This is a genomic window from Rhizobium sp. BK512, from assembly GCF_014194915.1.
Lineage (GTDB): Bacteria > Pseudomonadota > Alphaproteobacteria > Rhizobiales > Rhizobiaceae > Rhizobium.
Window position 1 is genome coordinate 252660 of record NZ_JACIAS010000009.1, and the last position, 24905, is coordinate 277564.

Here is a 24905-nt window from a genome sequence, read left to right on the forward strand (position 1 = left end):
GGTGCGTGTGAGCGATAAACCGAACAAGGCCAGAAACAGATCCCATCCCGTCGAATGGGTTGTCGGGTTGACGAGCACGGTGCTCGTCGCCGCCCTGATTGCGTCTGTGGCCTATCAGGCAGCCAGCTATTCAAGCCTGCCGCCCCGCCTGACCGTCAAAAGGATCGATGCTCCCACGGCAGACCACCAGGTGCGCTTCGAGATCAGGAACCATGCCGACAGGACAGCCGCCTCGGTCCTCGTCCATGGCGAGGCGAGGAAGCCCGACGGTAGCGCCGAAGTTGCCGAGACCACCTTCGACTATGTGCCAGGCCGCTCGCGCACCACAGGCGCCCTGATCTTTTCGACCGACGTCACCGATGCCGACGTGACGATCCGGCCGGCCGGCTACATGGATCCCTAAGAAGACGCCACAATGGCAGCAGAAAGGGTCCCACGTCCAAGATCCGCAATCCGGAGGAACCGGCGGGTTCACCGGTCGCGCTTCTTCAGGCCAGCGCTCGCGCCAGCGCCAGCTGCGCCGTGAACACCGTACCGTCGACACGCGCAATGGTAAAAGATCCACCCATTTCAGCAACCAGGGCCTTGATCAGCCGGCTGCCCATGCCCGATCTTGCAGCCGCCGGATCGTAGCCGATCCCGTCATCGGAAAGTTCAAAAAGCACGGTGTCGTCTGGCTGCCGCAGGAGGCGGATCCGGATCAGTGCCTGCTTCCTGCCGGCAAAAGCGTATTTCATGCTGTTTGTCAGCAACTCGTTCAGCAGAAGCGTAAAGGGCGTCGCCTTTTCGGCATCGATCTTGATATCGTCAAGTTCGAAGACGAGATCGACAGCTTGCTCGTGCAGCCCGACCAGCGTGCGCGAAAGGGTCGGCACGAGCTGGCGGGCGTTGACGCTGTCGAACTGATCGAAGCCGTACATCTGCTCGTGCACAGCCGCCATGGCGAGGATCCTGTCGTTCAACCTCTGGACCGTTTCAGGCTTCAGCCCCTGCAGTCGTATGAGCCCCATCACGGTCTGCAGATTGTTCTTCACGCGGTGGTGGATCTCGCGCATCAGGACCTGGTTCGTTCGCAGCGCTTCGGCAAGCTCGGCCGTATGGCGGGCATCCGTGCGCGCGAGACTCAGGATTTTCAGTCCCGCAGCAACAGTGGCGGCCGATACGAGCGCCGTAACGAGGAGCGCGATCGCGACATCGTTCCAGAACGGTTTCAGGATCAGGCCGATATCGGCCGAAGCGATCGCGACGAAGGGCGTACGCTCAACGATGCGATAGGCCACCAGGCGCTTGACCTGGTCGACCGGCGAAGTCGATAGATAGGTGCCCGACGTCGCCTTTCGCATGTAGTTTGTAAACAGCACATAGTTGCCGAGATCGACCATGTCCGGCGGCTCGGGGTGACGCGCGATCAGCTTGCCGTCACGCCGGAAGAAACTGACGGTCGAGCCGGGGCCAAGCGGCGAGGCGTCCCAGATGGAACGCAGCATGCCGATGTCGAAGGCAAGCACCGCCACGCCCAGAAACCTGTGATCACGCTCGATGCGGGCGGCCGAAAGAAATATGCGTCGTCCGGTATTGCCCATCTGCGTCATTGCCGACGTATAGGCGTCCGCCCCGTTGGCGAGCCGGCGGAAATAGGTCTGATCGAGGATATCGGCAGGCGACCCCTCTCGGTCGGTCGAATAGATGAGCGTGCCGTCGGAGGCAATCACATAGGCGGTGGCGTTCGTCGGAAGTGCTGCAGTCGCCTGGTTCAGCCGCCTCGACAGGTCGCGATCGTCGGGGTCGATCGCCGAGCCGAAGGCATTGTCCATGCGATCGAGGGTCTGACGCGCCAAAGAGTTAATCCAGACTGCGTTTGCCGCGACGATCTTTGCAGTCGCAACGACCTGTTCCTCGCCGCGCCGGACCGCGGAGGAATAGCTCGAATGCAGCCAAACAGCCAAAACGACGCAAAAGGCGGCAAACAGGCACACGATTGCGGCGATGGCAGCCCTGCCGACAATCGTAAAGCCTCTGGTCAGGTCCATGCGACCCTCATGATCCGACACAATCGGACTGTCGGATAGCAGGCTATCGGTGTCAAGGATCAGTACGGTAGGAGTCCTTCGGGCACGCTCGGCGCTCAGGGCGCTGCAAGGCAGGGCAAGCTCCCCACCGCGTCCCGACAGTCGGCGCTTGCGGGCAGGGCGCTGTGGCTTGCGGAACAAATCGACCGCACGAACCATTTGCGTCTCCAGCACAAGGGAGAAACGGATGATCAACGATCTCTGGTACAAGAACGCGGTCGTCTATTGCCTGTCAGTCGAGACATTCATGGATGGAAACGGCGACGGCGTCGGTGACTTCCAGGGACTTGCCAGGCGACTCGACTATCTCGCCGGCCTCGGTATCACCGCGATCTGGCTGATGCCGTTCCAGACGTCTCCTGGCAGGGACGACGGTTATGACGTTTCGGATTATTACAATGTCGATCCCCGCTACGGCACGCTCGGCGACTTCGTGGAATTCACCCATGGGGCCAAGCAGCGCGGCATCCGCGTTCTGATCGATCTTGTCGTCAACCACACCTCCGACCAACACCCCTGGTTTCAGGAGGCGCGAAAGGACGAGCAGTCGATCTACCGCGACTGGTATGTCTGGTCGAAAGAAAAGCCCGACAACGCCGATCAGGGAATGGTCTTTCCAGGCGTTCAGAAAACCACCTGGACCCGCGACACGGTCGCCGGTCAATATTACTTCCACCGCTTCTACGATTTCCAGCCGGACCTCAATACCTCAAATCCCCATGTGCAGGCCGAGATCCTAAAGATCATGGGCTTCTGGATCCAGCTCGGTGTCTCCGGCTTCCGGATGGACGCCGTTCCTTTCGTGATCGCCGAAAAGGGCGCCGGCCTGAAGAAGCCGCGCGAACAGTTCAACATGCTGCGCACCTTCCGCGAATTCCTGCAATGGCGCCAGGGCGACGCCATCATCCTTGCAGAGGCCAACGTGCTGCCGAAGACGGATCTCGACTATTTCGGCGAGGACGGCGACCGGATGCACATGATGTTCAACTTCCAAGTCAATCAGACATTGTTTTACGCGCTTGCAAGCAGCGACTGCGCGCCACTTGCAAAGGCGCTCGAGGCGACCCGCATGCGCCCGCAATCGGCACAATGGGGTCAGTTCTTGAGGAACCATGACGAGCTCGATCTCGGCCGCTTGAGCGAGACCCAGCGCAAGCTCGTCTTTGCCGCCTTCGGACCCGAAAAGACCATGCAACTTTACGATCGCGGCATCAGACGGCGGTTCGCGCCGATGCTCGACGGCAACCGAGACCGTCTGCGCATGGCCTACTCGCTGATGTTTTCGCTGCCGGGCACGCCGGTGCTGCGCTACGGCGACGAGATCGGCATGGGCGACGATCTGTCCCTGCCCGAACGCAATTGCGCCCGCACACCGATGCAATGGTCGACGGAACCGCAGGCCGGCTTCACCAAGAGCGAAAAGCCGATCCTGCCGGTCATCTCGGGCGGCCCCTACGGGTATGAGCATATCAATGTCGCCGACCAGCGCAGGAGCCCGCAATCCATGCTGAACTGGATGGAGCGCCTGATCAGGATGCGCAAGGAAGCTCCAGAAGTCGGGTGGGGAGACTATAGCGTCCTTGACGTTGAAGAGAGCGGCATCCTTGCCATCCGCTACGACTGGCGCAACAACGCAGTCCTCATCGTCCATAACCTCAACGAAAACCCGGTCGAGGTCACGATCGATCCCGGCCTTAAGGACGGTGGTGACCTCTTGATCGACATTGCCGATGGCACCGACAGCCGGGCAGACGCGGCCGGTCGCCACTGCCTCTATCTTGATGGATACGCCTACAAATGGTTTCGCGTCGGCGGCCTCGATTACCTGCTCAAGCGCACGGAGGTCTAGAGGAATGGCAGGGCCGGTCCTCACAGGTTCACGCCCGTGGACACTTTGCCGGCGCCGCTATTATCCGACGCTTGACTTTCATTCGCAGACAAACAGTTAAAGGCCGCACGGCATTATTGAGGTACGTATGACGTTAAGAGCAAATTCCGAAACACGCGTGCTGCTCGTCGAGGATGATCTTCTTCTGGCAATGGACATGGAAGATTTCCTTGTCGATCAGGGCTATCAGGTCGTCGGTCCGTTTGGCCGACTGGCGCAGGCCCTCCAGGCGCTCTCAGGACAGCCTGTCGATCTTGCGATCGTCGATCTCAACCTTGCGGGCGAGCTATCCTTTCCGCTCATCGACACCCTCAGGCGCCGGGAAACACCTATCATCGTCTGCAGCGGTTATGCCGAACTGCCGGAGATCCGCTCCAAACTCGCCGACCTGCCCCTCATCGCAAAACCATGGTCGCCACAGGCGCTGACCAGACGCATCGACGAGGCGCTGAACACGCGCATGACCGAAAGAGGCTAGAGCGGAAAGCTGATGGAGCAGGTGAGCCCGTCGGCCAGATAGTGCAGATCGACTGCCCCTTCCAGCTCATATTGTACGGAGCGTTCGATCAGCGCCGTTCCAAAACCGGCTGCCTCAGGCGGGACCACGATCGGACCGTTGCTTTCCCGCCACTCGATGTCGACCACATCGACCCCGGCGTGATCGGTATGCTGGCGCCATTTCAGGCGCACTTGACCGGCATCGTTCGATAGCGCCCCATGCTTGCTGGCATTCGTCACGAGCTCGTTCAGCACCATGCTGACGGCAAGGGCGCTCTTCGGGCCTAGCGTGACGTCCTGGCTGCCGCCGAGGTCGAAACGAGCGTTGCGGTCATGAGCAGCAACGATGCGCTCGACAATATCGGCAAGGCGTGCCTCTTCCCAATTCGACTGGAAAAGAAGTGCGTGCGCCTGGGCCATGGCATCAAGCCGTTGCAACAAGCTGTCGGCATAATCGTCGACGGAGAGGCGCCCGCGGGCCGTTCGCCGCACGATCGACATGACCATCGCCATCGTGTTCTTCACCCGATGGCTAAGTTCGCGTACAAGGATCTCGCGCTGCTCCTCGGCATGGCGCCGGTCGCGCCGCTCGCGCGCTTCTGCAAGGGCCCTGGAGACGGCGGCGGGCAGGCGGATCAGGCGCTGCTTGAGGACATAATCGGTCGCTCCCCGCCGGAAGGATTCGATTGCGGCCTCCTCGCCCAAAACCCCCGACACGAAGATGAATGGCACGTCGGGACAGGCCTTGCTGGCGATATCGAGGGCCGACATGCCGTCAAAATCGGGCAAGGAAAAGTCTGCCAGAATAATATCGAAACCACCTTGCGACACCGCTGCAATGAAATCTGCCCGGCGTGCGGCGCGTATGATCTGCGGCTCGGGCTGCATGGTGCGCAGCTGCTCAGCGACAAGCTCGGCGTCAAGCGGGCTGTCTTCCAGAAGAAGAACTGTGGGCGTAAGGGATATCAATTCAGCTGTAGCCATTTCCACGATGTCCAGGAGGTGGTTCGTTCAGCAACGCCCAGAAGACGCCGAGGTCCTGAATTGCCTTGAAGAACTCGTTGAATTCCACGGGCTTGACGACAAAGGCATTGACCCCGAGCTCATAGCTCCTCACGAGATCCTGTTCCTCGCGAGAAGATGTCAGCATGACGATCGGGACGTGGCGCAGGCCTTCGGCCCGCTTGACTTTGGCAAGCACTTCCAGGCCGTCTATCTTCGGCAGCTTGAGGTCGAGCAGGACGACGGCCGGATCGCCGCTTTCGCGTCCGGCATGCGGCCCGGTGGCAAACAGGTAGTCGACGGCTTCAGCGCCATCTCTTGCCACGATGATCTCGTTGGCGAGCTGGCATTTTTCAAGGGCGGCCAGGGTCAGTTCGAGATCGCGGGGGCTGTCTTCGACCAGGAGGATCGGACGCAATTCAGGCAAGGATGTCATCCTTTTGTTTTTCGAGCGGCAGAGCAAATGAGAAGCTGGCACCTTTGTCAACCTCGCCGGATGCCGACACCGTGCCGTCATGACGTTCGATGATCCGTCTGACAAGCGCCAGTCCTATCCCGGTGCCCTCGAAATCTTCTGCGCGCTGCAGTCGCTGAAAAACACCGAACACCTTGGAGACATATTGCATGTCAAAGCCAACCCCATTGTCAGAGACGCTATAGACCGTCTGGTCGGAGAAAGATTGGCCGCCCACGACAATTTCAGCGCGTTTGCGCGGGCGCGTGTATTTGACGGCATTTTCGAGCAGGTTATACCAGACCTGGCGCAGAAGCGTCGCATCGCCGAAGCCTGGCGGCAGGTCGGCCACCTGGATGTCGATGTCGCGTCCTTCCTGTTCGGCCTTCAGGCTGCGAAGAACTTCAAGGACCAGCTTGTTCATGTCGACGGGTTTCTTGGAGAGGGCGGTTCGCCCAAGCTGGGAAAAATTCAGGAGATCATCGACGAGCTTGCCCGCCGCAACGGCCGCGTCCGAGATGGTCTGGAGGTAATGCAGCGATTTTTCGTCAAGCGTCGTTTCGCGGCTGCGCAAGAGTTCGGCAAAACCGACGATATGGCGAAACGGCGCCCTCAGATCATGTGAGACCGAATAGGAAAAGGCCTCGAGCTCCTTGTTGGAGCGCTGCAATTCGCCCGTCAACTGCGCAAGTTCCTCAGCCTTGCGAAGCACGATGCCGACGATGGCGCCGCGCAGGTTGCGGGCAGCGCCGATCTGACTTTGCGTCCATGGCGCTGACTGGTCGCGGACCTGCTCGCGCCATGTATCGAAGGACTTGCGGGGATGGATGCGGCCTGCCTCACGCACCAGCTTGTGAGGATCACCGCCCCATTTTACGGTCCTGACGATTTCCGGGCGGAACCAGACCAGCCAATTCGAATGAAGACCCGACAGACTGATTGCCAGCATGCCGGCGGCGGCGATCGGAGAGGACAGATCTTGCGGAAGATCGGCGGCAAGGCAGCTCGAATGAAAAAACTCCTCGCCGCGCGACTTCAGCCAGTCGGTGATTCCGGCAATGTGAGCACGCTCCGGCACGCGGCCTGCCGTGACGATCTGATCGTCCGTGCGGATGGCAGCGCCCTCGGCGCCCACCAGCTGCAGGAGATCGTCCTGCGCAGCCAGCAAGTCGACGTGCCAGCTTTGTGCCTGGCTCATTCGGGTCAGCAGGCGTGAGTGGACCTCTGCGAGCTCGACACTTTCGGCTGCTGCTTCGGCCCGTTCCAGGGCGCTTATGCGCATCGCAAGTGACTGTACGACGAAGTCGCAGGCATCGCGGACGGAAATTGAAACGCCATGAGGCGCAGCGCCGTGACAGGAGACGAGGCCCCAAAGCGCGCCGTCGACGATCACCGAGACCGACATCGAGGCGGCCGTTCCCATATTGCGCATATATTCAAGGTGGACGGGCGAGACGCTGCGCAATTGCGACAGCGACAGGTCGAGGTGGGCACGTGGCTGCTTCCCGTCGGCGCGAACAATCGGAACCGGCTGATAGGATGCATCCGGGATCATGCGCACTCGGTTGATCGTGTAGAGGTGGCGCGCCTGTGCGGGGATGTCGCCACTGGGAAAGCGCAGATCGAGATAGGAGGGAAGCCCGCCATTGTTGGCCTCGGCAACGACATGTCCGTTCCACTCGGCGTCGAAGCGGTAGACAAGGACACGATCGAAGCCGGTCAGCTCGGCCACGAAGGTCGCGCAGGCTCGCAAGCTGCCGGCAATGTCGTTCTCGCCCGAAAGCAATTGCGCAAAGGAGCCGAGACGGGAAACGAGACTGTCGGCTCCGCTCCTCTCGATCCTTTCGAACTCGACGATGAAAACGGCGTCGGATCGGTGGGCAATGGCGACGAGTGCCTGCTCTTCCAGCCTGACCTGCAGTGACGGGCTGCGCTCCGGGCTCCAGGCGGCGAGCGCGCTGTCGAGATCTGGCAGGCTAGCGGCAAGGACCCCGTCTGCCGCCAGGTCCAGGCCGGTAAAGGACAGCAAATTCTGGCTCGCCTGAAGGACGGCACGAGTGTGCATGTCGAGGACGAGCAGGGCGCCGTGCGGCTGAATTGCCCCCGGAAGATGGATCGGCTCGCTCGCGCAGCTGTCGAGGTCCGCAGCGGAAGCCGTCAAGACATGCATCTGTTCAAGTCCTTTCGCGTAGCGCTATCTGCCGCTGCGTAAAGATAGGCGCGGGCGCGGGCCTGTAAACTGCAAAAGCCGACGTTCTTTCGACATGAGGCGATTGGAACAAATCGCGCTTTCGCACGATTGCGCCTCAACAGTGCAATGCACGTTGCGCGCAGGCCCGAAACCGCAGCCTCCGACCATTGCCGGAGCCTGCCGATTGCCGGCGGGCCGATCGCGGAAGATGGAGAAACGATCATGGAAATCCAGCGGCCGACCTCTTCCAGAGCCGTGATCAGCTTGATGGCGATCGCCGGCCTTGCGCTGGCACTTGCAGGATCGAAAGGAAAGTCGCCGCCGAAGGCGACGCCGCCATCCGATGACGAACGGGGCCGGAGCGCGCAGGTCCCGGAAGAGATCCCGGTGCGCGGCCTGCGCGACGTGTTCTGGCGCCTTGTCGAGGAAGTCAGTGATGACAGGGTGATGTTGATTGCGGCGGGCGTGACCTTCTATCTGTTGCTCGCCCTGTTCCCGGCTCTCGCCGCGCTCGTCTCCCTTTATGGGCTCATCGCCGATCCGATGACGATTGCCGACCACCTGGCAAAGCTCTCCATCCTGCTGCCGCCAGGCGCCTTCGATATCGTTGCCGAGCAGATCCGCGCGCTCGCCGGGCGTCGGGAGGAGAGCCTTGGCATCACCTTCTTCGTCGGTCTGGCCTTCGCACTCTGGAGCACCCATAGCGGCACACTTGCCCTTTTTGATGCAATGAATGTCGCCTATGAGGAAAAGGAACGCCGCGGTTTCATCCGCCTCAACCTGATCGGCCTCGTCTTTACTCTTTGCGCTGTCGTCGGCGCGATCGCGGTTTTAGGTCTCGTCGCAGCCATACCGGTTATCCTGTCGTCCGTCTGGCTCGACGCCTATAAGGAAAACCTGGCTTTGATCGGCCGCTGGCCACTGCTGCTCATCATCGTCGCCGGCGCAGTGATGACGATCTATCGCTTTGCCCCGAGCCGGGAGCCGGCAAAGCTGCGCTGGCTCACCTGGGGGGCGGCGCTGACGACGATCGCCTGCTCGGCCATGTCGCTCGGTTTTGGCTTCTATCTCGAGCATTTCGCCAATTATAATGCCACATACGGCGCGCTTGGCGCGTTGATCGGCCTGTTGGTCTGGATCTGGCTGTCCGTGACGATCCTGATCGTCGGCGCCGAGCTCAATGCCGAGCTCGAGCATCAAACAAGGAAGGATACAACGACCGGTGCGCCCGAGCCGATGGGTGCACGCGGTGCCTATGTCGCCGACACACTCGGGCGCGCGGTCGACTGAAACGACCGACATTCCAACGCTTTGGTACGCTGGAGTACAAAGCCGGTCATTTGCCATTCGTGCCTCATTGCGATATTCGATCCCTTTAAGGCCTACGATGGCCAGGAACGGGATCAACTACGCCATGTCCGAGCCGAAAGGCATCTCCAAATCATTGACCGGGATCGTTGGTTTCGACGATTTGACGCTTGGCGGGCTGCCAAGCGGGCGCCCCACGCTCGTCTGCGGCACCGCCGGTTGCGGCAAGACGCTCTTTGCCTCCACGTTCCTTTTGAACGGCGCACGCGATCACGACGAGCCCGGGGTCTTCGTCACCTTCGAGGAGCGCCCCATCGATATCGTCAACAATGTCGCCTCACTCGGTTTCGACGTGCAGGGGCTGATCGACGAGGGAAAGCTTTATATCGAGCACATCGCCATCGATCCCTCCGAACTGGAGGAAATCGGCGACTACGACCTTGAGGGCCTCTTCCTGCGGCTGGAACTTGCCATTGACCAGGTCGGAGCCAAGCGGATTGTGCTCGACACGATCGAAAGCCTGTTTTCGGCCTTCACCAATCCTGCCATTCTTCGCGCCGAAATCCGCCGCCTGTTCGACTGGCTGAAGGACAAGGGACTGACGACGATCATCACCGGCGAGCGCGGCGATGGGTCCCTGACGCGTCAGGGCCTGGAGGAATATGTTTCCGACTGCGTCATCCTGCTCGACCATCGCGTCCACAACCAGATCTCGACGCGCCGGCTGCGGATCGTCAAATATCGCGGCACGGCCCACGGCACGAACGAGGTTCCCTTCCTGATCGACCAGGATGGATTTTCCGTCCTGCCGGTCAGCACGCTCGGCCTTTCCCATAAGGTCTCCGAGGAGCGCATTTCCTCCGGGATCGCGACCCTCGACGAAATGTTGTCCGGCGGCGGATTTCATCGCGGCACGAGCATCCTGATCAGCGGTGTGGCCGGGTCCGGCAAGAGCTCGGTTTCCGCAAGCTTCTGCGCTGCGGCCTGCGCCGCCGGCGAACGCGCGCTCTATTTCTCCTTCGAGGAATCGCTCGACCAGACCGTGCGCAACATGCGTTCGATCGGCACTGATCTCAGGAAATGGGTCGATGCGAAATCGTTGCATTATGTCGCGGTCCGCCCGACCTTCTACAGTCTGGAAATGCATCTGGCGGTGATGCTTCGCGAGATAGCCCGCTTCAATCCTTCCCTCGTCGTTCTCGATCCGATCTCGGCCTTCATGGGCAGCGGTGACGTTCTCGAGGTCCAGTCCATGCTGTTGCGCATGGTGGATTTTCTGAAATCGCGCGGAACGACTGCCGTCTTTACCCATCTGATGCATTCGCAGGATGGGACGACGGAGACCGACGCAGGCCTTTCTTCGCTGATGGATGCCTGGATCCTGCTTCTCAATCGGGAGATTGGCGGTGAGTTCAATCGGGAACTCTACCTCCTGAAGGCCCGCGGCACCGCCCATTCCAACCAGGTGCGCGAATTCGTCATGTCCAAAGATGGAATTCGATTGCTCGCGCCATATATCGGCGATGGGCGGGCCTTGACCGGCACTCTCAGACAGTCGGAGGAAGCCAAAGCCCGACGCTCGGAGGTCGAGCGGAAGGCCGAGGTGGCACGGCGGGCCGAACTGCTCAAGCAGAAGCGCAGGAAGGTCATGGCGCAGATCGAAGCGCTGCAGGCCGAACTGGAGTCGGACGAGGCCGAGCTGACCACTGTCCAGGACGCGGAAGCGGCCTATTTGAATCAGGCGGCCTCTGATCGGGCGGCCATGGAGAAAAGCCGCCGTTCGGCGCAATGACGATGGGTGAAATGGAAAACGAAACAGCGGGCGCACCCAAGAAGTTGGTCCTTTATGTCGCCGGTCAGACACCGAAATCACTGGCGGCCATCCAGAACCTCGAGCGCATCTGCGCCGAAAGCCTGCCGGGCAAATATGTCATCGAGGTGATCGACCTTCGAAAATCGCCGCAGCTGGCGCGCGAACACGGGATCGTCGCCATTCCGACGCTGGTTCGGGAATTGCCGACGCCGATCCGCAAAATTATCGGCGACCTGTCGAATACCGAGAAAGTTCTCGTCAATCTGCAGGTTGGAGAGGGTGAATGAGCCTCGAGGCAGTTTCGCGAGCAGAGGCCCTGAACGCGGATCTGCGCCGGCGGCTCGAGGAGGCCGAAGAGGTCATCCGGGCGATCCGCGAGGGCGAGATCGATGCGCTGGTCGTTCGCAACCAGAAGCGGGAGGAGGAGATCTTCACGCTCGAGGGAGGCGTCGAATCCTATCGCTCCTTCATGGAGGCGATGGATCTCGGCGCTGCTGCCTTCGATGGCCACGCCAACCTGCTTTATGCCAATCAGGCGCTTTGCGATCTCTTTGCCGTTTCCCGTGACGCGCTGGACGCAAAGCTGCTCTTTGAGGCAATCGGTGCGGAGGCTTCCGCCGTCATTGCCGCTTTGATCGAAAAGCCGACGTCAGGAGCGGCCGGGGTGCAGATCAAGCTCGGACAGGGCGAGGCGGCGCGTTATTTACAGATTTCGGCAGGCCGGATGATGCTCGGGACGAATCCGGGCATCGCCATGAGCTTTACCGACATCACCGCGCGCATCCGGGCCGAAGAGCGCAAGGAAGCCGAGCGGACCGTACTCGCCATCCTGTCGTCTGCGGCAGAAGCGGTCGTCGTTTGCGATCTCGCCGGAATCGTCACGCATGCCAATACGGCGGCCTTCGGCCTTGCCAACGGCGACCCGATCGGATCGCCCTTCGACAAGGCCTTCGCACTTGACGTGCGCGGTGCGACCGGGCTCATGCAGGGCGAAGATTTCCTGGCCGTGGTCGTCGAAGGGCAGTCCATCCAGGGAATAGAGGCAATCGCGCCGAAGAGCCGCGGCGGCAAGGACGTCCTCGTCAGCGCCTCGCCGCTCATCGTCGGCGACGGTAAAGTGACGGGCACGGTTGTGACCCTCGTCGACCTTTCGCGCCGCAAGGCAGCGGAAAAGCAGCAGCTTCTGCTGATGGGCGAACTCGATCATCGCGTCAAGAACACCTTGGCCCTGGTCGTGTCGATCTCCAATCGCACCGCCTCCACCGAGGATACGATTGAGGGTTTTCGCAAGGCCTTCTCGGGTCGCATTCATGCGCTGGCGGCCACCCACAACGTGCTTGCCGACCGATCCTGGTCCTCCATTCTGCTGACGGAGATCCTCGCTGCAGAGCTTGCACCCTATGTCAGCGACCTCGGCGCCAAGCTGAAGATCAGCGGCGAGGATGTCGAGATCCTGCCCCGCGCAGCCATCGCCTTCGGTCTTGTCATTCATGAACTGGCGACCAATGCCGTCAAATACGGCGCGCTTTCCAACGATCACGGCCGGATAGAGATCGCCGTCAAGCGCGAGGCAGCCTCCATCGAGGTCTGCTGGACCGAGATCGGCGGTCCGCCGGTCACGCCGCCGACACGGAAAGGGTTCGGGGACACGGTCATCAACCGCAGCCTGCAATATTCTCCGAATGGCGGGGCCAAGCTCGAATTTCATCCTGAGGGCCTGCGTTGCGCCATCCGCGTGCCGGTAGAGGATGTTGCGACTGTCTGACCCGGTCCGGTAGGACCCATTAAACTGGGCCGCGGTCGCCCCGGCGCAGGTGCGCCAGCGCTATCCAGATTTGAGCATTTACCGGGCTCGATGCTCGCACCATCCGCACGGTAAACCGTGTGGATCGACCCGAGCAACTGACGGCCCGGCCATGCCCCTGAGCGGCATCACGGACGAGCCCCAGCCTTTGACAATTCGGCCCTATCTCGTTTGATCGCTCCAGCCCGACCGCGCGCTTTACCGGCGCCTGTGCGCTATCGGCAAAGACGTTGGGAACAACGGGGCAATAGCGAGGTTTGCCAGCGTTAGCCCTCTTCATTTCAAGCCAGGAGAAGCACATGTCTGACAACGCACCCGCAAACGGCCTCGCCGTTATCACCGGAGCATCAACGGGCATTGGCTATGAACTCGCCAGATGCGCCGCACAGGATGGCTACGATCTTGTCATCGCCGCAGATGAGAGCCGCATTGCGCAAGCGGCCGACGATCTGCGGCAAGTCGGCGGAGCCGTCGAGGCGGTCGAGGCTGATCTGTCGACCGTTGACGGCGTCGACAGGCTGATGGAACGCATCGAGGCCGACGGCCGTTCGGTCGACCTTTTGATGGCGAATGCGGGTCGCGGCCTCGGCAAGGGATTTCTTGATCAGGATTTCGCCGAAGCGCGCAAGGTGGTCGACACCAACGTCACCGGCACCATTTATCTTGTTCACCAGATCGGCAATCACATGCGGGCGCGGGGAAAAGGCCGCATTCTTTTGACCGGCTCGATTGCCGGCTTCATGCCGGGCTCCTATCAGGCAGTCTATAATGGCACGAAAGCCTTCATCAATAGTTTCTCCTTCGCGCTGCGGGAGGAGCTGAAGGATAGCGGCATTTCCGTCAGCTGCCTAATGCCCGGTCCGACCGAAACCGAGTTCTTCAAGCGCGCGGACCTCATGGACACATCGGTCGGTCAGGCCAAGAAGGACGATCCGGCCGAGGTGGCCCGCATCGGCTACGACGCGATGCTCGACGGCGAGGGCGATGTCGTCAGCGGCTGGAAAAACAAGTTGCAGGCAGCCGTCGCCAATGTCACCCCCGCCAGCATGCTCGCTCACCAGCATGCCAAGATGGCTGAGCCTGGCTCGGGCGCGAAATAGGCGCTTGCCGCCTGGCGGGCCGACTGCAGCTCGCTCATCCGGGCAAGGAAAGGACCGAGACCAAGGGAAGATGGTCAGAGGCCACTCTGGCAAGAGGATCGTCGAGAACAAAAGTTTTCGACACCTCGATGTCCGCGGTGACGAAAATATGGTCGAGCCGCAGGATCGGAAACCGCGATGGAAAGGTCGGGCGATAGCCGGCGGGATTTGCGCGCTGCGCATCGCCAAGCGTTCGCGTCGCCGCTCGATAGGCTGCCGAGCTCGGAACTGCGTTGAAGTCACCGCACAGAACCGCGCTGCTTTTCCGCTCGCCAAGCCAGCCCGCTCCCAGCAGTGTATTCACCTGCTGGATGCGCTCGCGCCCCCGCAGCCCGAGATGGGTATTGATCACCAGCAATTCATGACCAGCGACTTGGATCTCGAGCGCGATCGCGCCTCTCGGCTCGCCGATCGAGGGAAGGGCGTCGGCCTTAATCGTGCCGGTCGGAAGCGCCGTGATGATCGCATCGCCGTATCGCTCCTCGGCGACGGTCATGCTCGGGTGGAAATGGGCCTGCATTTTCAGAAGTGAAGCAATGGCTTTTGCTTGGTCGACACCGCCAGTTCGGGATCGAAAAACGTCGACTTCCTGAAGCGCCACAATATCGGGCCTCGCCATCGCGATAACCGCGGCGATGCGCGCCGGATCAAGTTTTCGATCCGTACCAATACAGCTGTGGACATTGTAGGTGAGGAGGGTGATCGTTTGACGTGACGGCATTTCATGGCCTCTGACCAGCAAGGAACACAACAAGCCTTCATTCGTTCCACCTCAATGTTCTCATTCGCATTCAGGTGAAATCAAATGAGCATGAAATCATTGCTTTGGAAGGCGATGTTCGTGGCTGCGCTCGGCCTCGCCGGCTTCCTTCTCTACCGGATTTTCCATCAATATAGCGCGAACCAGATCCTCGAATCCTTTGCACGTATCCCTGCTTACAACCTCCTTCTGGCCGCACTCGCTGCAGCGGGCTCCTACCTCTGCCTCACAGGCTTCGATTTCCTGGCGATCCGCTCCATCGGCAAGAAGATCGCCTATAGGCGCATTGCCCTTGCATCCTTCGTGAGCCTGTCCCTTGGACACAATATCGGCTTTGCCGGCCTGAGTAGTGGCGCCTTTCGATATCGCTTTTATTCGCGATGGGGATTGTCGAGCGAGGACGTCGCGAAGATCATCCTCTTTTGTGGCGTGACGGTGGGCATGGGACTGGTTGGCCTCGGCGGTATGGCGCTGATCGTCAACCCCGCCGACGCTGCGGCGCTGTTGGGCCTGTCAGAGGCAAGTGCCAGGGTTGCAGGCCTGGGCCTGCTGTTGGTGCTGATGGCTTATGTGGTGGTCGCCGCGCTAGTCAGGGCGCGCCTCCATCTCTGGCGCTGGTCGCTTCAGCTGCCGTCGCCTGGCATTGCCATCCTGCAGGTTGCCGTCGGAACGTTAAATTTTGCCTTCGTATCGGCCTGTCTGCACGCGCTTCTCGCAGCCTTCGGCAATGTCGCCTTTCTTCAGTCTGTAACGGCCTTCGTACTGGCCAATTCTGCCGTTTTGGCAACTCATGTCCCTGGCGGACTCGGGGTGCTGGAGACGACCGTCCAGCATGTTGTTCCCGATGCCGCCTCGATCGGCGCGTTGATCGCCTTCCGGGCGATCTATTTCGTCCTTCCTCTTATCCTGGGAACGGGCCTTCTTTTTATCTGCGAATTTATCCCGGGCCGTTCCCGCCCCGGGAAAGAACCGCAAGCAGGAAAGCCTGCGCAGGCGAGCTCAGCCTGATCAGGCTGTCTTCGGATCGAACAGCGCGGTTCCGATAACAGGGCAAAGCGGCCCGGGACCAACATCGGCATCGAGAGCCTTCAACCGTCCGAGCCCTTCATTCAGCGCATCGATTGCCCGAATGAGCGAGCCCGCTTCATCCACCTTTGCGGCGACGATTTCCGTCGAGGTACCCAGGTGCTCGGCAAGGAGCTGGCAGCGCAGCTTCGCGATCGCCGCGAAATGGTCCGGCGTCGTCGCATCCAGACGCATGTCGCATTCCGTATCCAGACCCTCGGACCGGTGGTTGAGGTTGGACGAGCCGATCCGCAGACTTTGGTCATCGGCGATCAAGAGTTTGGAATGAACGAGGACCTCGATCTCGCTGGTGTCATCGGGGACCACCGGATAAAAGACCCGCAATCGATCATGGCGATCAGCCTGTTTCAGCCGGCGGATCACCCTGCGGCGATTGCGCCCCATGACGAGCTGCTCGATGAAGCCATGCGAGCTGCGCGTACAGATGATCACGATCTCCGGCCCTTCATCTTCGAGGAGGCGGGCGGCCAGGGCCTTTGCGATGGTCTGCGAGGCCAGATATTGCGTCTCGATATAAAGATGCCGGCTGGCCGATCTGATGATGTCGAGCGTCATTTGAAGGCCCTCGCTGACACCGCCACGGGCCAAGTCTTCCCGCTGGGTCAGCGCGAAAGCTGCCGGCATGCGACGTGCCGCAACCGGACTGTGAAGCAAACGCTGGCCCGGCGCTCGGCCGGGGGCGGGCGCGGGGACAAGATTGCTATCGCCGCCCCATTCGATCCATCGCCGCCGAATGATTTGTCCGATCTGTCGGGCAGCCTCGCCGGTGACCATCGTCTGGACATCGTGGAGAGGATCATAGGAGCGACCGCTCGTATCGCGCCGACGGCTGTCTGAAGGTGCATGACGTCGATCGTCAAACCGTCGCGACGTCAGGTCAATACCGCCAATGAAGCCGACAGCGTCATCGATGCAGACCAGCTTTTGATGATGCGAGGCATGCCATGCATCATGGCGGGCAAACAGCATGCGGATACGCGGATGGGCCGGAAAATCGCGCCGAAAAAATAGCCTCAGCGACTTTTGCGAATAGATCGGTCCCATCGCCCAGACCAGGATCCTTACCTCCAGGTCGGGATTGGATCTGACCGCGGCCTGCAGCAGGTCACCGAGGCTTTCACTGGACAGACCGGGCTGCAGCAGGATGTCGGGATTGAAGTCCCACCCGACGACGAGGATCGAATTGCGCGCCTGACGCAGGGTTTTAGCAAGAGCGGCGAAATAATCCTGACCGTTGACGAGAAACGCGACGGCGTCCGCCTGGCCCTGAAAGGCGAAGGATGTTTGAGGATGGCCATGTGACAGATCTTTGGGCGAAGTCTCATGCGAGGCCAATGCGGTCGGAAAGCTGGTATCCATGGTCAACAAGCGTCCTGATCAATTTGATCCACAAACGCGAGCGTGGCCGCGCAGGTTCCACAGACCTGCTGTTCGGTCGAATTGGAATGAAGCGTCAAGGCTCCGCTTCCGCAACGGCCGATCTTTGCCCTGGGCAAATCCGCAATGCAACCGAAGGAGCCCGCGCCAGGACTTCGAGCCGGCGTCGTTCAAGCGATGTGACCGCCAGCGTGCTCCAGGCGCAAGGCGACGACGTGCGAGAGCTGGCCCCGAGACCGAAATGATCGAGCAGAGTGATCGGACCGCGTCCGTGCCGCACCGCCAAGGCAGGTCGCACCGATTGGCAAGAGCTGGAAGAGGCTGAACCCTAAGACCGAGATCCTGGGCGCCGGCCGATCCGGATCGCGCGTGATCACCGTGGGACCAAAACCGGGTGAGCCCTGTTCAGGCTGCCGTTCGCAGGGAGGCAGAACGGATGACGGAAAACCTTGCACATGTCGGCAAGACGCGGCTTATGTTGAGGCTTCCCGATCTGCGTCAGGATCTACGGCGTCTCTTCGACAGCCACGGCTGGGTGCAAGAGCTTTGCGAGGCCCATGAAGAGGCTTGTCTGATGCGACTGCGGCCAAGCATGTGATGTGCCTGATACTTCGCAATTGATAGAATATCGCATGTGCTGCCAGGACATTGAGGAACAGCCGAGACATATGCAGCCGCCGTCTCGCCGCGGGCTGGGCCCCGCCAGCAGGGTGTCTATCGTCAGGGCGTCAGATCCTCGAGAGCCAAGAAAGGCATCGGCACGAAGAGCTTGGCAGAGGCGGACCTGCAGCATTTGCCAAAATCATCGGTTCGTCGCTCAAGGGCGCCTAAACCGGCAAATCTGGCGCAGGCTACCTCCTCACGAGAAGGCAAGTAAGTCCTAAGCAGGCACCCGCCAATGTCCCCGGCGAGGCCCGATCGCTAAGGGCGCGACAGAATGCCCGAGAAGAGCTGGCGGAGCATGCCGGCCATCATGCCGGTCTCGTGGGGATCGCCTGTCATGAGAGCAGACGTGACGTTGCGCATCTGCTCGAAGGTGATGTGGGGCGGAAGCGGCGGCACCTCCGGATCGGTCTTTACCTCGAGGATCACGGGGCAACCGGCCTCGAGTGCCGACTTCCAGGCAGTGCCGAGGTCGTCAGGGCGATTGACGAAGATGCCGCGAAGGCCGATCAGCTCGGCGAATTTATGATAGGGCATGTCGGGGATCGTCTGGGATGCGGCGAACTTCGGATCACCTTCCATCACCCGCTGTTCCCAAGTTACCTGGTTCAGGTCCTCATTGTTGAAGACACAGATGACGAAGGTCGGGTTGGCCCAGGTCTTCCAGTATTTGGCAACGGTAATCATCTCCGCCATGTTATTCATCTGCATTGCGCCGTCGCCGACGAGCCCGACCACCGGCCGATCAGGCTCTGCGAACTTCGCCGCAATAGCATAGGGAACTGCAGCTCCCATCGAGGCGAGGCCGCCCGACAAGGACGCCTTCATGCCGCGGCGGATCTTCAGATCGCGCGCATACCAGTTGGCGCAGGATCCGGAGTCACTGGTAATGATCGCGTTGTCCGGCAGTCGCGGCGACAACTCGGTGACGACACGCTGCGGATTGACAGGATTTGCGTCCACCCTTGCGCGCTCGTCCAGTGTCTTCCACCAGTCCGCGACGCTGTTCGCAACCGTCTTGCGCCAACTGTTGTCAGCCTTCTGTGTCAGGAGCGGCAGCAGCGCAAGCAACGTCTCGCCCGCATCGCCGGTGAGGTTGAGCTCCATCGGGTAGCGCAGTGACAGCATGTCCGGATCGATGTCGATCTGCACGCCGCGCGCCTGGCCTTCCGCGGGCAGAAATTCCGAATAGGGAAATCCGGATCCGACCATGAGCAGTGTGTCGCAATCCTGCATCAGATCCCAGGATGGCTTGGTTCCGAGAAGGCCGATCGAGCCGGTGACCCAAGGCAGGTCGTCTGGAAGGGCAGCCTTTCCAAGAAGGGCTTTTGCCGCACCTGCCTGCAGGCGGTCGGCAACGGCGATCACCGCGTCGGTTGCGTTCAGTGCGCCGGCGCCGACCAGAATCGCCACCTTTTTACCGGCGTTCAGGATGTCAGCGGCGGCCTGAAGATCGTCACCATGCGGGAAGATGCGTGGACGGCTGTAGCCCGGTCCTGAATGCACTGTCCCATGTTTGCGCGGCGGCTCCTCATAGGGCATCTCCTGAAGGTCGTTCGGCAGGATGACGGTCGTCACCGTCCGGTTGGCGAGCGCGATGCGACAAGCCCGGTCGATCAGATGGCGGACCTGCGCCGGGGTCGAGGCTTGCTGGACGAAATCACCGGCGACGTCCTTGAAAAGGGAGGCAAGATCAAGTTCCTGCTGATAGTGGCCGCCTAGCGCATGTCGCGCCTGCTGGCCGACGATTGCGAGCACTGGCTGATGATCCATCTTGGCATCGTAAAGACCGGTGATCAGATGCGTGGCGCCTGGTCCCGATGTTGCGATGCAGACACCGAGCTCGCCGGAAAACTTCGCGTGGGCGCTCGCCATGAACGCTGCCATCTCCTCGTGGCGTGCCTGGATGAATTCTATTTTTCCGGACGCGCGTTGGAGGGCGCCGAAGACGCCGTTGATGCCATCGCCGGGGTAGCCGAACAGGCGCCGTACGCCCCAGTCCTTCAGGCGCGAGACGACGAAATCGCCGACAGTCTTTGGCATCGAATCTCTCCATTCCGGACGGCGCCTGATCGCGCCGCTGTTGCCAACCGCCGTCGATAAGTCGATTGCGGCTGGAGCTTAGGCTGTCAGACAACCAGGTCGCCCCAAGCGCGATCCCATTCGACCCCCTCGGCAAGTTCAATGAGAATAAGGTGATCGTCCCGCACGTGGCTGCGTGCGATTTCGAACGCGGCGGCCGGGCTCATCTCCTCGCCCGGGAAGACAGCATCGTCGTCTTTCGAAGCGACAACCTTGCGGACATAGCCGCGGATCTCTTCACCGGATCGGTAAAACTTGATGACGAGGTCACCCTCGTTTTCCTGTCCCTGGCTATAACGATGATAGGGTGTCACGGCGATCTCCTGTCAAATCTCGGACGGGTGTCAGCCCGCAGGTATGAAGGGCAACGCTTCGCAACCGATATCGCTGTAGAGCTGTCCCGAGACGATCAAAGACTGCCGCATAGCCTGGACGCGCCTCTCGGCGTCATCCAGGGAATAGGCCCAAATTTCAGCAGCCCAGGTCTTATCTTTCCAGTGGTACTGCAACGCGAACTTGTAGATTTCCTGCCCGTTCTGGTCGATCGACACGTAATCGTGGTCCGGCCGGTCTGCAGCGGCAGGCTGCGATCGGAAGTTGATGATCTGCATGATGTCCTGCGCCTTTCCGAAGATGGCTGGCCTTAATCCAGCTGCACCGGCTTGATCGTGGCAACGGAGATCTCGCCCTCGACCACGCCGCGTATGAGGTCGCTACGATTGCGCTCGACCTCGACGACCGTATAGAGTTTGTCGTCGCGAAAAGCGCTTGCATTGATCGTGGTGACGTCTTCGGCGGGCGCCGAATCCACTTCCATGAAATCCAGTTCGCGGCCCGAGGCTACGATACGGGCATCACCGGGCGTGCGCGCTGCCACCAGGACAATCCCGTGATTGAGGCTATTGTCCCATCGCGGATCATCCGGAGCGGCGATCGGCTCGAGCCTATAGAGGTTCAAGGCTTCGTTCTGATCGCCGGCAGCCGCCTCCGCTTGCGCGTCAAGCATCTGTGCAAGGCTTTCCACGGAGCGACCGAAATGGGTGGTACTCGTGGCATTGTTGACGGCATCATCACCGCCACGCAAGACATTCGACATGCTTATTCTCCTCGTTCGGGAACACAACCAGCATCGGCGGAGTTGGTTCCCGGTAATCGAGCCAGCGTGAACATCCGCCGCGTGATGCCTGTTTTGGATGCGGAGGGCTGCGCGCACTATCCCGGCGCTTTCCGCGTCGACCAGGTTTCCACGCGGTCAGCCCACATTGCCAAATTGGAGGTAAAATGCCCGATCAAGTTGACGAACAACAAAAGCTCTGGGATCTCATCGAAAAAATCGGCTTTTGCATGCTGACGACCCATAATGGCCTGGACCTTAAAGCGCGTCCAATGTCGGCCTATGTCGAAAGGCTGGAAAACGCCATCTACTTCCTTACCGATGTTGCAAGCCATAAGGATGAGGAAATTGCTCGATACCCGCACGTCAATCTGGCCTTTGCCGATCCTGGCCACCAGAAATATGTCTCCATCTCTGGCACAGCCGTCATCCAGAACGACCGCGATAAGATCCGCGAGTTCTGGGCAACGCCCGCCAAGGCCTGGTGGGACGACGCGGATGATCCGTCCATCCGCATTCTCAAGGTGACACCATCTTTCGCCGAATATTGGGACAGTCCCGGCACGCTGGTCAGTTATATCAAGATGGCCGCCGCGGCGGTCAGCAAAGCGCGACCGGATATGGGGGATCACGTCGAGGTTGATCTCTGATCGCATGGCCGGGGAAGCGATCAGTCGGGAACATCGCGCCTTGCTGCATGTTCCTGACACAGACGAAATCGGACAGCCCACCCATGTTACAGATCGCTCTGTTGTTGATCCTTGCCGTTGCTGGCAGACCACTCCTCTACGCCTGTCTCGGCTACGCCGATTACTTCCTGGAACAGGCCCGGAAAAAACGGCAATTGCGCGAAGCGTTCAGACGCCGGCGGGACTAAACATAAGGCGTCGCCGGCACCTGTCGGGAACAATCCGCATCATCTGGCAGAGGTGCTGTTTGTCGCCCAGAGCGGCGGGCACAACGAAAAAGGCCGCCCGCCGGGCGACCTTTTGGTGTGCTTGCCTTAGGCGACCTTTTGGCCCTTGGGGTTGGCCTGCGCCTGCGCAAGCTGCGTCAGCTTCTTGTCGGTCGCTTCCTCTTCGGAAAGATTAGCCTTGAGAAGAGGAACGGCATCTTTCAGTCCAAGCTGGTTGGCCCAGGCGATCAAGGTGCCGTAGCGCGCGATCTCGTAGTGTTCAACGGCCTGCGCCGAGGAGATCAGCCCTGCATCGAGCGCAGGTGAGCCCTTGAACTCCTCCATGATTTCCTCACCTTCCGCGATGATGCCCTGGATCGCCTCGCAGGTCTTTCCCCGCGCCGGTTTTCCGACAAGCTCGAACACCTGCTCCAGGCGCTCGATCTGTCCTTGGGTCTCGTCTCGATGCTGGATGAAGCCGGCCCTGCCTTCTTCGGACTGGGCTGCGCGCGCCATCTTCGGCAGAGCCTTCAGGATCTGCTTTTCGGCAAAGTAAATGTCCTTCAGAGTGTCTAGAAACAGGTCATCCAATGTCTTAGCGGTTGCCATAGTGGCTCCTCCTGTCAAATGGGTTATCGCTCCTTGCCGACATTCGCCGCCGTACGAGGGCCTTGATCAATGCGCGCCCTGCCTTGATGTTCCCGTACGCCGCCGTACCGGAACACAAACCGGTGACACACGTTTTAGTTGGTTGGTATGGCCGAGCACTAAGCCCTGTTCGATCGCAGAAAGCTTTTATCGCAGTGATCAAAGTTTGCCATCAGGACGCAGTTGTGAAGCGCCAGTGAATGGCAGCCGGATCTACCGAGCTGACCCGATCCGGGCGGGCTTCGAGGAGCCGCCTCACAGGCACCAGCCTGCGAGGATCGCCGATCTCAGGCGGCACTGTCAGTCCCGCATTGAGATAATAGAGTTCCATTTCCTGCCGCAGGGCTCGGATTTCAAAGCCAGTTCGTCCTTGCCCCATCCATTCCGTCAGGATGACGTCGCAAAGGATTGCTGGGCTTATCATTTCGCTGTCGAGATTATCCATGCGTTCGGCACCGGCTTTTGCGAGGCATGCTTGCTGATCTACGGCGACCAGCCGCCAAAATACATAGCATGCAACGCCCGTTCATACCCAACCGATTTCGCAGCTCGGCATTTGCCGACGGTATGTGCATGGTCTGGCTTCGGAGGACGCGCGCTCAGATCTCGGGGCATCCCCTGACATTGGCAAAGCTCATGCGGTCTGGCCTGCCGCTTCGGGTAAATCCCTGAACCGTAATGCTGCGCGGGGTCTCGCGGATGATCTGCGCCCGGCGAAGTCCCGCATCGCGGGCGTTGTCCAGCGCATCGCGCGGATCGCAGCGGCGGCGCGGGCCGCGCTCATAATAGCGATCATCGTAACGGTCCCGATCGTGGTTCTGGACCTCGACACCGCCAGGACCGAGACGCAGCTCGACCTGCGCATCGGCGATCGATGGTGCGGCGAAACTGGCAATCACCGACGATAAAAGCACTGCTTTGAAACCGATATTCATATTCACCTCCATGGCGCTGATATCCGAACTTGCAACATTAATTTTGGTTCCATCGCATCCGGGTGGCGCTCCCTTGCCACTGGTCGCTGCGGCAATCCTGCGGTGCGGGCCCATTTCCGCAGGGCGCGTTTTTTCTTCCGCGAATTTCAACGCTGAGCAAATCGCTTCGGATACTTGTTTGGTGGCAAGGTCACGATCGTTGCCGCATTTGCCAAGCCGCGCGTGCCGCGATCGCTTTTTGTTGAGTGGGCCCCGTACCGATAACCGATCATGGCGATCGCACGGAAGGTGCGTCCTCACTCAGCTGCCGTCCGGCGGCAAGCCAGGCCAGGTGCTCGCTTCCTCGGATCGTCCCTTCCAAAGGGGAAGTCCTGTGCCCGATCGGGCGCGGGCCCTGCCACCCCAACCTGGCCGATTTGCGGCGATACAATCCGTTTTCTGATCAGCCAGATCGGGAGGACCCCTGGCGTCAACGCGCCAGCAAGTGTCAGTCCAGCGTCATCCGGATGTCTCACCAGGGCAGATCTCTTGAATTTGTTCATGCCAGCAACTCCTCTTCCCATTTCGAACGTCGAGGTATCGTTGCGGTTCCGGCGCGCGCTCGAAAAGCGAGTGACTGCCAGCCGAGCGATCATGGCGAATGAAACCTTGCTGGGGCGTCCTTAATCGGCGATGGCCTGGCCGCGGCTCGGCAATGAGATGGCGATGGCAGGTTTGGCAAGCGCTTGTAGCTCCAAACGAATGCTGACCCGTCGGCGCTAGTGGCTCTCGTCGTCGGAAATATCTTCCAATGTGACGCCGGCAAGTTCCTCGTTCAGTTTTGCTATGTCGCCGAGCGACAGGATGCCGGTGATTTTTCCACCATCATCAAAAACCAAAAGGCGGCGCATCTGAAGCTCGGACATACGGTGGGCCGCCTCGCGAAGCTCGGTGCTTTCCAGGCAGCTTTCGATCCCGCTCGTCATTATTTTCGAGATTGGCCCGGCGATATCGACGTTTTCGGCGACGGCGCGAACGACGATGTCCCTGTCGGTGACGATCCCGAAGACCTCATTCCCAACGACAGGAATGACACCGGAATCAATTTCCGACATGAGCCGCGCAACATCGCGGATGCTGACATGAGGCGCCACAGTCACTACCTGTCTCGTCATTACGTCTCTTACTTGCATGCTGGTC

24 protein-coding genes are annotated in these 24905 nt (G+C 60.5%); 10 read left to right on the top strand and 14 right to left on the bottom strand.

The window, feature by feature from the left end; genetic code table 11:
* Positions 1-7: 7 nt before the first annotated feature.
* Positions 8-403, top strand: coding sequence for a hypothetical protein (locus tag FHX06_RS28710; RefSeq protein WP_113207855.1), 396 nt, complete (start codon positions 8-10; stop codon positions 401-403).
* Between the two features lie 85 nt (positions 404-488).
* Here the strand turns inward: FHX06_RS28710 and FHX06_RS28715 are convergent, their stop codons facing one another.
* Positions 489-2030: a sensor histidine kinase gene (locus FHX06_RS28715; RefSeq protein ID WP_183881701.1), complete on the bottom strand. Its 1542-nt coding sequence runs from the start codon at positions 2028-2030 to the stop codon at positions 489-491.
* A 226-nt stretch (positions 2031-2256) separates the two neighbouring features.
* On the opposite strand from FHX06_RS28715, the gene FHX06_RS28720 reads away from it, so the two are divergent.
* Positions 2257-3918 (top strand): alpha-amylase family protein, encoded by a 1662-nt coding sequence (locus FHX06_RS28720; RefSeq protein ID WP_112543732.1) that lies wholly within the window; start codon positions 2257-2259, stop codon positions 3916-3918.
* Between the two features lie 127 nt (positions 3919-4045).
* Entirely contained in the window at positions 4046-4435 is a 390-nt protein-coding gene (locus FHX06_RS28725; protein WP_112543733.1) for a response regulator, read from the top strand.
* Here the strand turns inward: FHX06_RS28725 and FHX06_RS28730 are convergent.
* Genes FHX06_RS28730 through FHX06_RS28740 form a run of 3 tightly spaced genes read right to left on the bottom strand, consistent with a single transcriptional unit; the run spans position 4432 to position 8081 of the window.
* A complete protein-coding gene (locus FHX06_RS28730) occupies positions 4432-5439 on the bottom strand; it encodes a sensor histidine kinase (protein WP_112543734.1) in 1008 nt (335 codons plus the stop codon). The genes FHX06_RS28725 and FHX06_RS28730 overlap by 4 nt on opposite strands.
* Positions 5426-5884: a response regulator gene (locus FHX06_RS28735; protein ID WP_112543826.1), complete on the bottom strand. Its 459-nt coding sequence runs from the start codon at positions 5882-5884 to the stop codon at positions 5426-5428. Before FHX06_RS28735 ends, FHX06_RS28730 begins: the two co-directional genes overlap by 14 nt.
* Positions 5877-8081, bottom strand: coding sequence for an ATP-binding protein (locus FHX06_RS28740; protein ID WP_183881703.1), 2205 nt, complete (start codon positions 8079-8081; stop codon positions 5877-5879). Before FHX06_RS28740 ends, FHX06_RS28735 begins: the two co-directional genes overlap by 8 nt.
* A 243-nt stretch (positions 8082-8324) precedes the next feature.
* Here FHX06_RS28740 and FHX06_RS28745 point away from each other — a divergent pair, with 243 nt between their 5' ends.
* The 5 genes from FHX06_RS28745 (at position 8325) to FHX06_RS28765 (ending at position 14127) form a co-directional block, all read left to right on the top strand.
* Entirely contained in the window at positions 8325-9392 is a 1068-nt protein-coding gene (locus FHX06_RS28745) for a YihY/virulence factor BrkB family protein (RefSeq protein ID WP_183881705.1), read from the top strand.
* A gap of 97 nt (positions 9393-9489) precedes the next feature.
* Positions 9490-11202: a circadian clock protein KaiC gene (kaiC, locus tag FHX06_RS28750; protein WP_246715664.1), complete on the top strand. Its 1713-nt coding sequence runs from the start codon at positions 9490-9492 to the stop codon at positions 11200-11202.
* Between the two features lie 11 nt (positions 11203-11213).
* Positions 11214-11510, top strand: coding sequence for a circadian clock KaiB family protein (locus tag FHX06_RS28755; protein WP_113207929.1), 297 nt, complete (start codon positions 11214-11216; stop codon positions 11508-11510).
* Positions 11507-12988 carry a sensor histidine kinase gene (locus tag FHX06_RS28760; RefSeq protein ID WP_183881707.1) on the top strand — a complete coding sequence of 494 codons (1482 nt, stop codon included), beginning with the start codon at positions 11507-11509 and terminating at the stop codon, positions 12986-12988. Before FHX06_RS28755 ends, FHX06_RS28760 begins: the two co-directional genes overlap by 4 nt.
* Positions 12989-13326: 338 nt before the next feature.
* A complete protein-coding gene (locus FHX06_RS28765) occupies positions 13327-14127 on the top strand; it encodes an SDR family NAD(P)-dependent oxidoreductase (RefSeq protein ID WP_183881709.1) in 801 nt (266 codons plus the stop codon).
* Positions 14128-14161: 34 nt separating this feature from the next.
* Here FHX06_RS28765 and FHX06_RS28770 read toward each other — a convergent pair whose 3' ends face one another.
* Complete coding sequence (locus FHX06_RS28770) at positions 14162-14887, bottom strand: endonuclease/exonuclease/phosphatase family protein (protein WP_112971358.1); 726 nt, start codon at positions 14885-14887, stop codon at positions 14162-14164.
* Between the two features lie 84 nt (positions 14888-14971).
* Here FHX06_RS28770 and FHX06_RS28775 point away from each other — a divergent pair, with 84 nt between their 5' ends.
* Complete coding sequence (locus FHX06_RS28775; RefSeq protein ID WP_183881711.1) at positions 14972-15934, top strand: lysylphosphatidylglycerol synthase domain-containing protein; 963 nt, start codon at positions 14972-14974, stop codon at positions 15932-15934.
* On the opposite strand, the gene FHX06_RS28780 is transcribed toward FHX06_RS28775, so the two are convergent.
* The 5 genes from FHX06_RS28780 to FHX06_RS28800 all read right to left on the bottom strand — a co-directional run bounded on the left by FHX06_RS28780 (position 15935) and on the right by FHX06_RS28800 (position 21230).
* On the bottom strand, positions 15935-17371 hold the full coding sequence (locus FHX06_RS28780; protein WP_112543741.1) for a phospholipase D-like domain-containing protein: 1437 nt from the start codon (positions 17369-17371) through the stop codon (positions 15935-15937). It lies immediately after the preceding gene.
* Between the two features lie 939 nt (positions 17372-18310).
* Positions 18311-20095 carry a thiamine pyrophosphate-requiring protein gene (locus tag FHX06_RS28785; RefSeq protein WP_113115997.1) on the bottom strand — a complete coding sequence of 595 codons (1785 nt, stop codon included), beginning with the start codon at positions 20093-20095 and terminating at the stop codon, positions 18311-18313.
* Between the two features lie 86 nt (positions 20096-20181).
* A complete protein-coding gene (locus FHX06_RS28790) occupies positions 20182-20448 on the bottom strand; it encodes a hypothetical protein (RefSeq protein ID WP_113115998.1) in 267 nt (88 codons plus the stop codon).
* 30 nt (positions 20449-20478) lie between these two features.
* Positions 20479-20745, bottom strand: coding sequence for a hypothetical protein (locus FHX06_RS28795; RefSeq protein WP_112971355.1), 267 nt, complete (start codon positions 20743-20745; stop codon positions 20479-20481).
* Between the two features lie 32 nt (positions 20746-20777).
* Complete coding sequence (locus tag FHX06_RS28800) at positions 20778-21230, bottom strand: hypothetical protein (protein ID WP_112543744.1); 453 nt, start codon at positions 21228-21230, stop codon at positions 20778-20780.
* Between the two features lie 185 nt (positions 21231-21415).
* On the opposite strand from FHX06_RS28800, the gene FHX06_RS28805 reads away from it, so the two are divergent.
* Positions 21416-21898, top strand: a complete 483-nt coding sequence (locus FHX06_RS28805) for a pyridoxamine 5'-phosphate oxidase family protein (protein ID WP_112543745.1) — start codon at positions 21416-21418, stop codon at positions 21896-21898.
* 353 nt (positions 21899-22251) lie between these two features.
* Here the strand turns inward: FHX06_RS28805 and FHX06_RS28810 are convergent, their stop codons facing one another.
* The 4 genes from FHX06_RS28810 to FHX06_RS28825 all read right to left on the bottom strand — a co-directional run bounded on the left by FHX06_RS28810 (position 22252) and on the right by FHX06_RS28825 (position 24880).
* Positions 22252-22752 (bottom strand): ferritin-like domain-containing protein, encoded by a 501-nt coding sequence (locus FHX06_RS28810; RefSeq protein ID WP_112971354.1) that lies wholly within the window; start codon positions 22750-22752, stop codon positions 22252-22254.
* 211 nt (positions 22753-22963) lie between these two features.
* Entirely contained in the window at positions 22964-23236 is a 273-nt protein-coding gene (locus tag FHX06_RS28815) for a hypothetical protein (protein WP_112543748.1), read from the bottom strand.
* Positions 23237-23390: 154 nt separating this feature from the next.
* A complete protein-coding gene (locus FHX06_RS28820; protein WP_113207873.1) occupies positions 23391-23726 on the bottom strand; it encodes a hypothetical protein in 336 nt (111 codons plus the stop codon).
* 758 nt (positions 23727-24484) lie between these two features.
* On the bottom strand, positions 24485-24880 hold the full coding sequence (locus FHX06_RS28825; RefSeq protein WP_246715665.1) for a CBS domain-containing protein: 396 nt from the start codon (positions 24878-24880) through the stop codon (positions 24485-24487).
* Between the last annotated feature and the right edge of the window lie 25 nt (positions 24881-24905).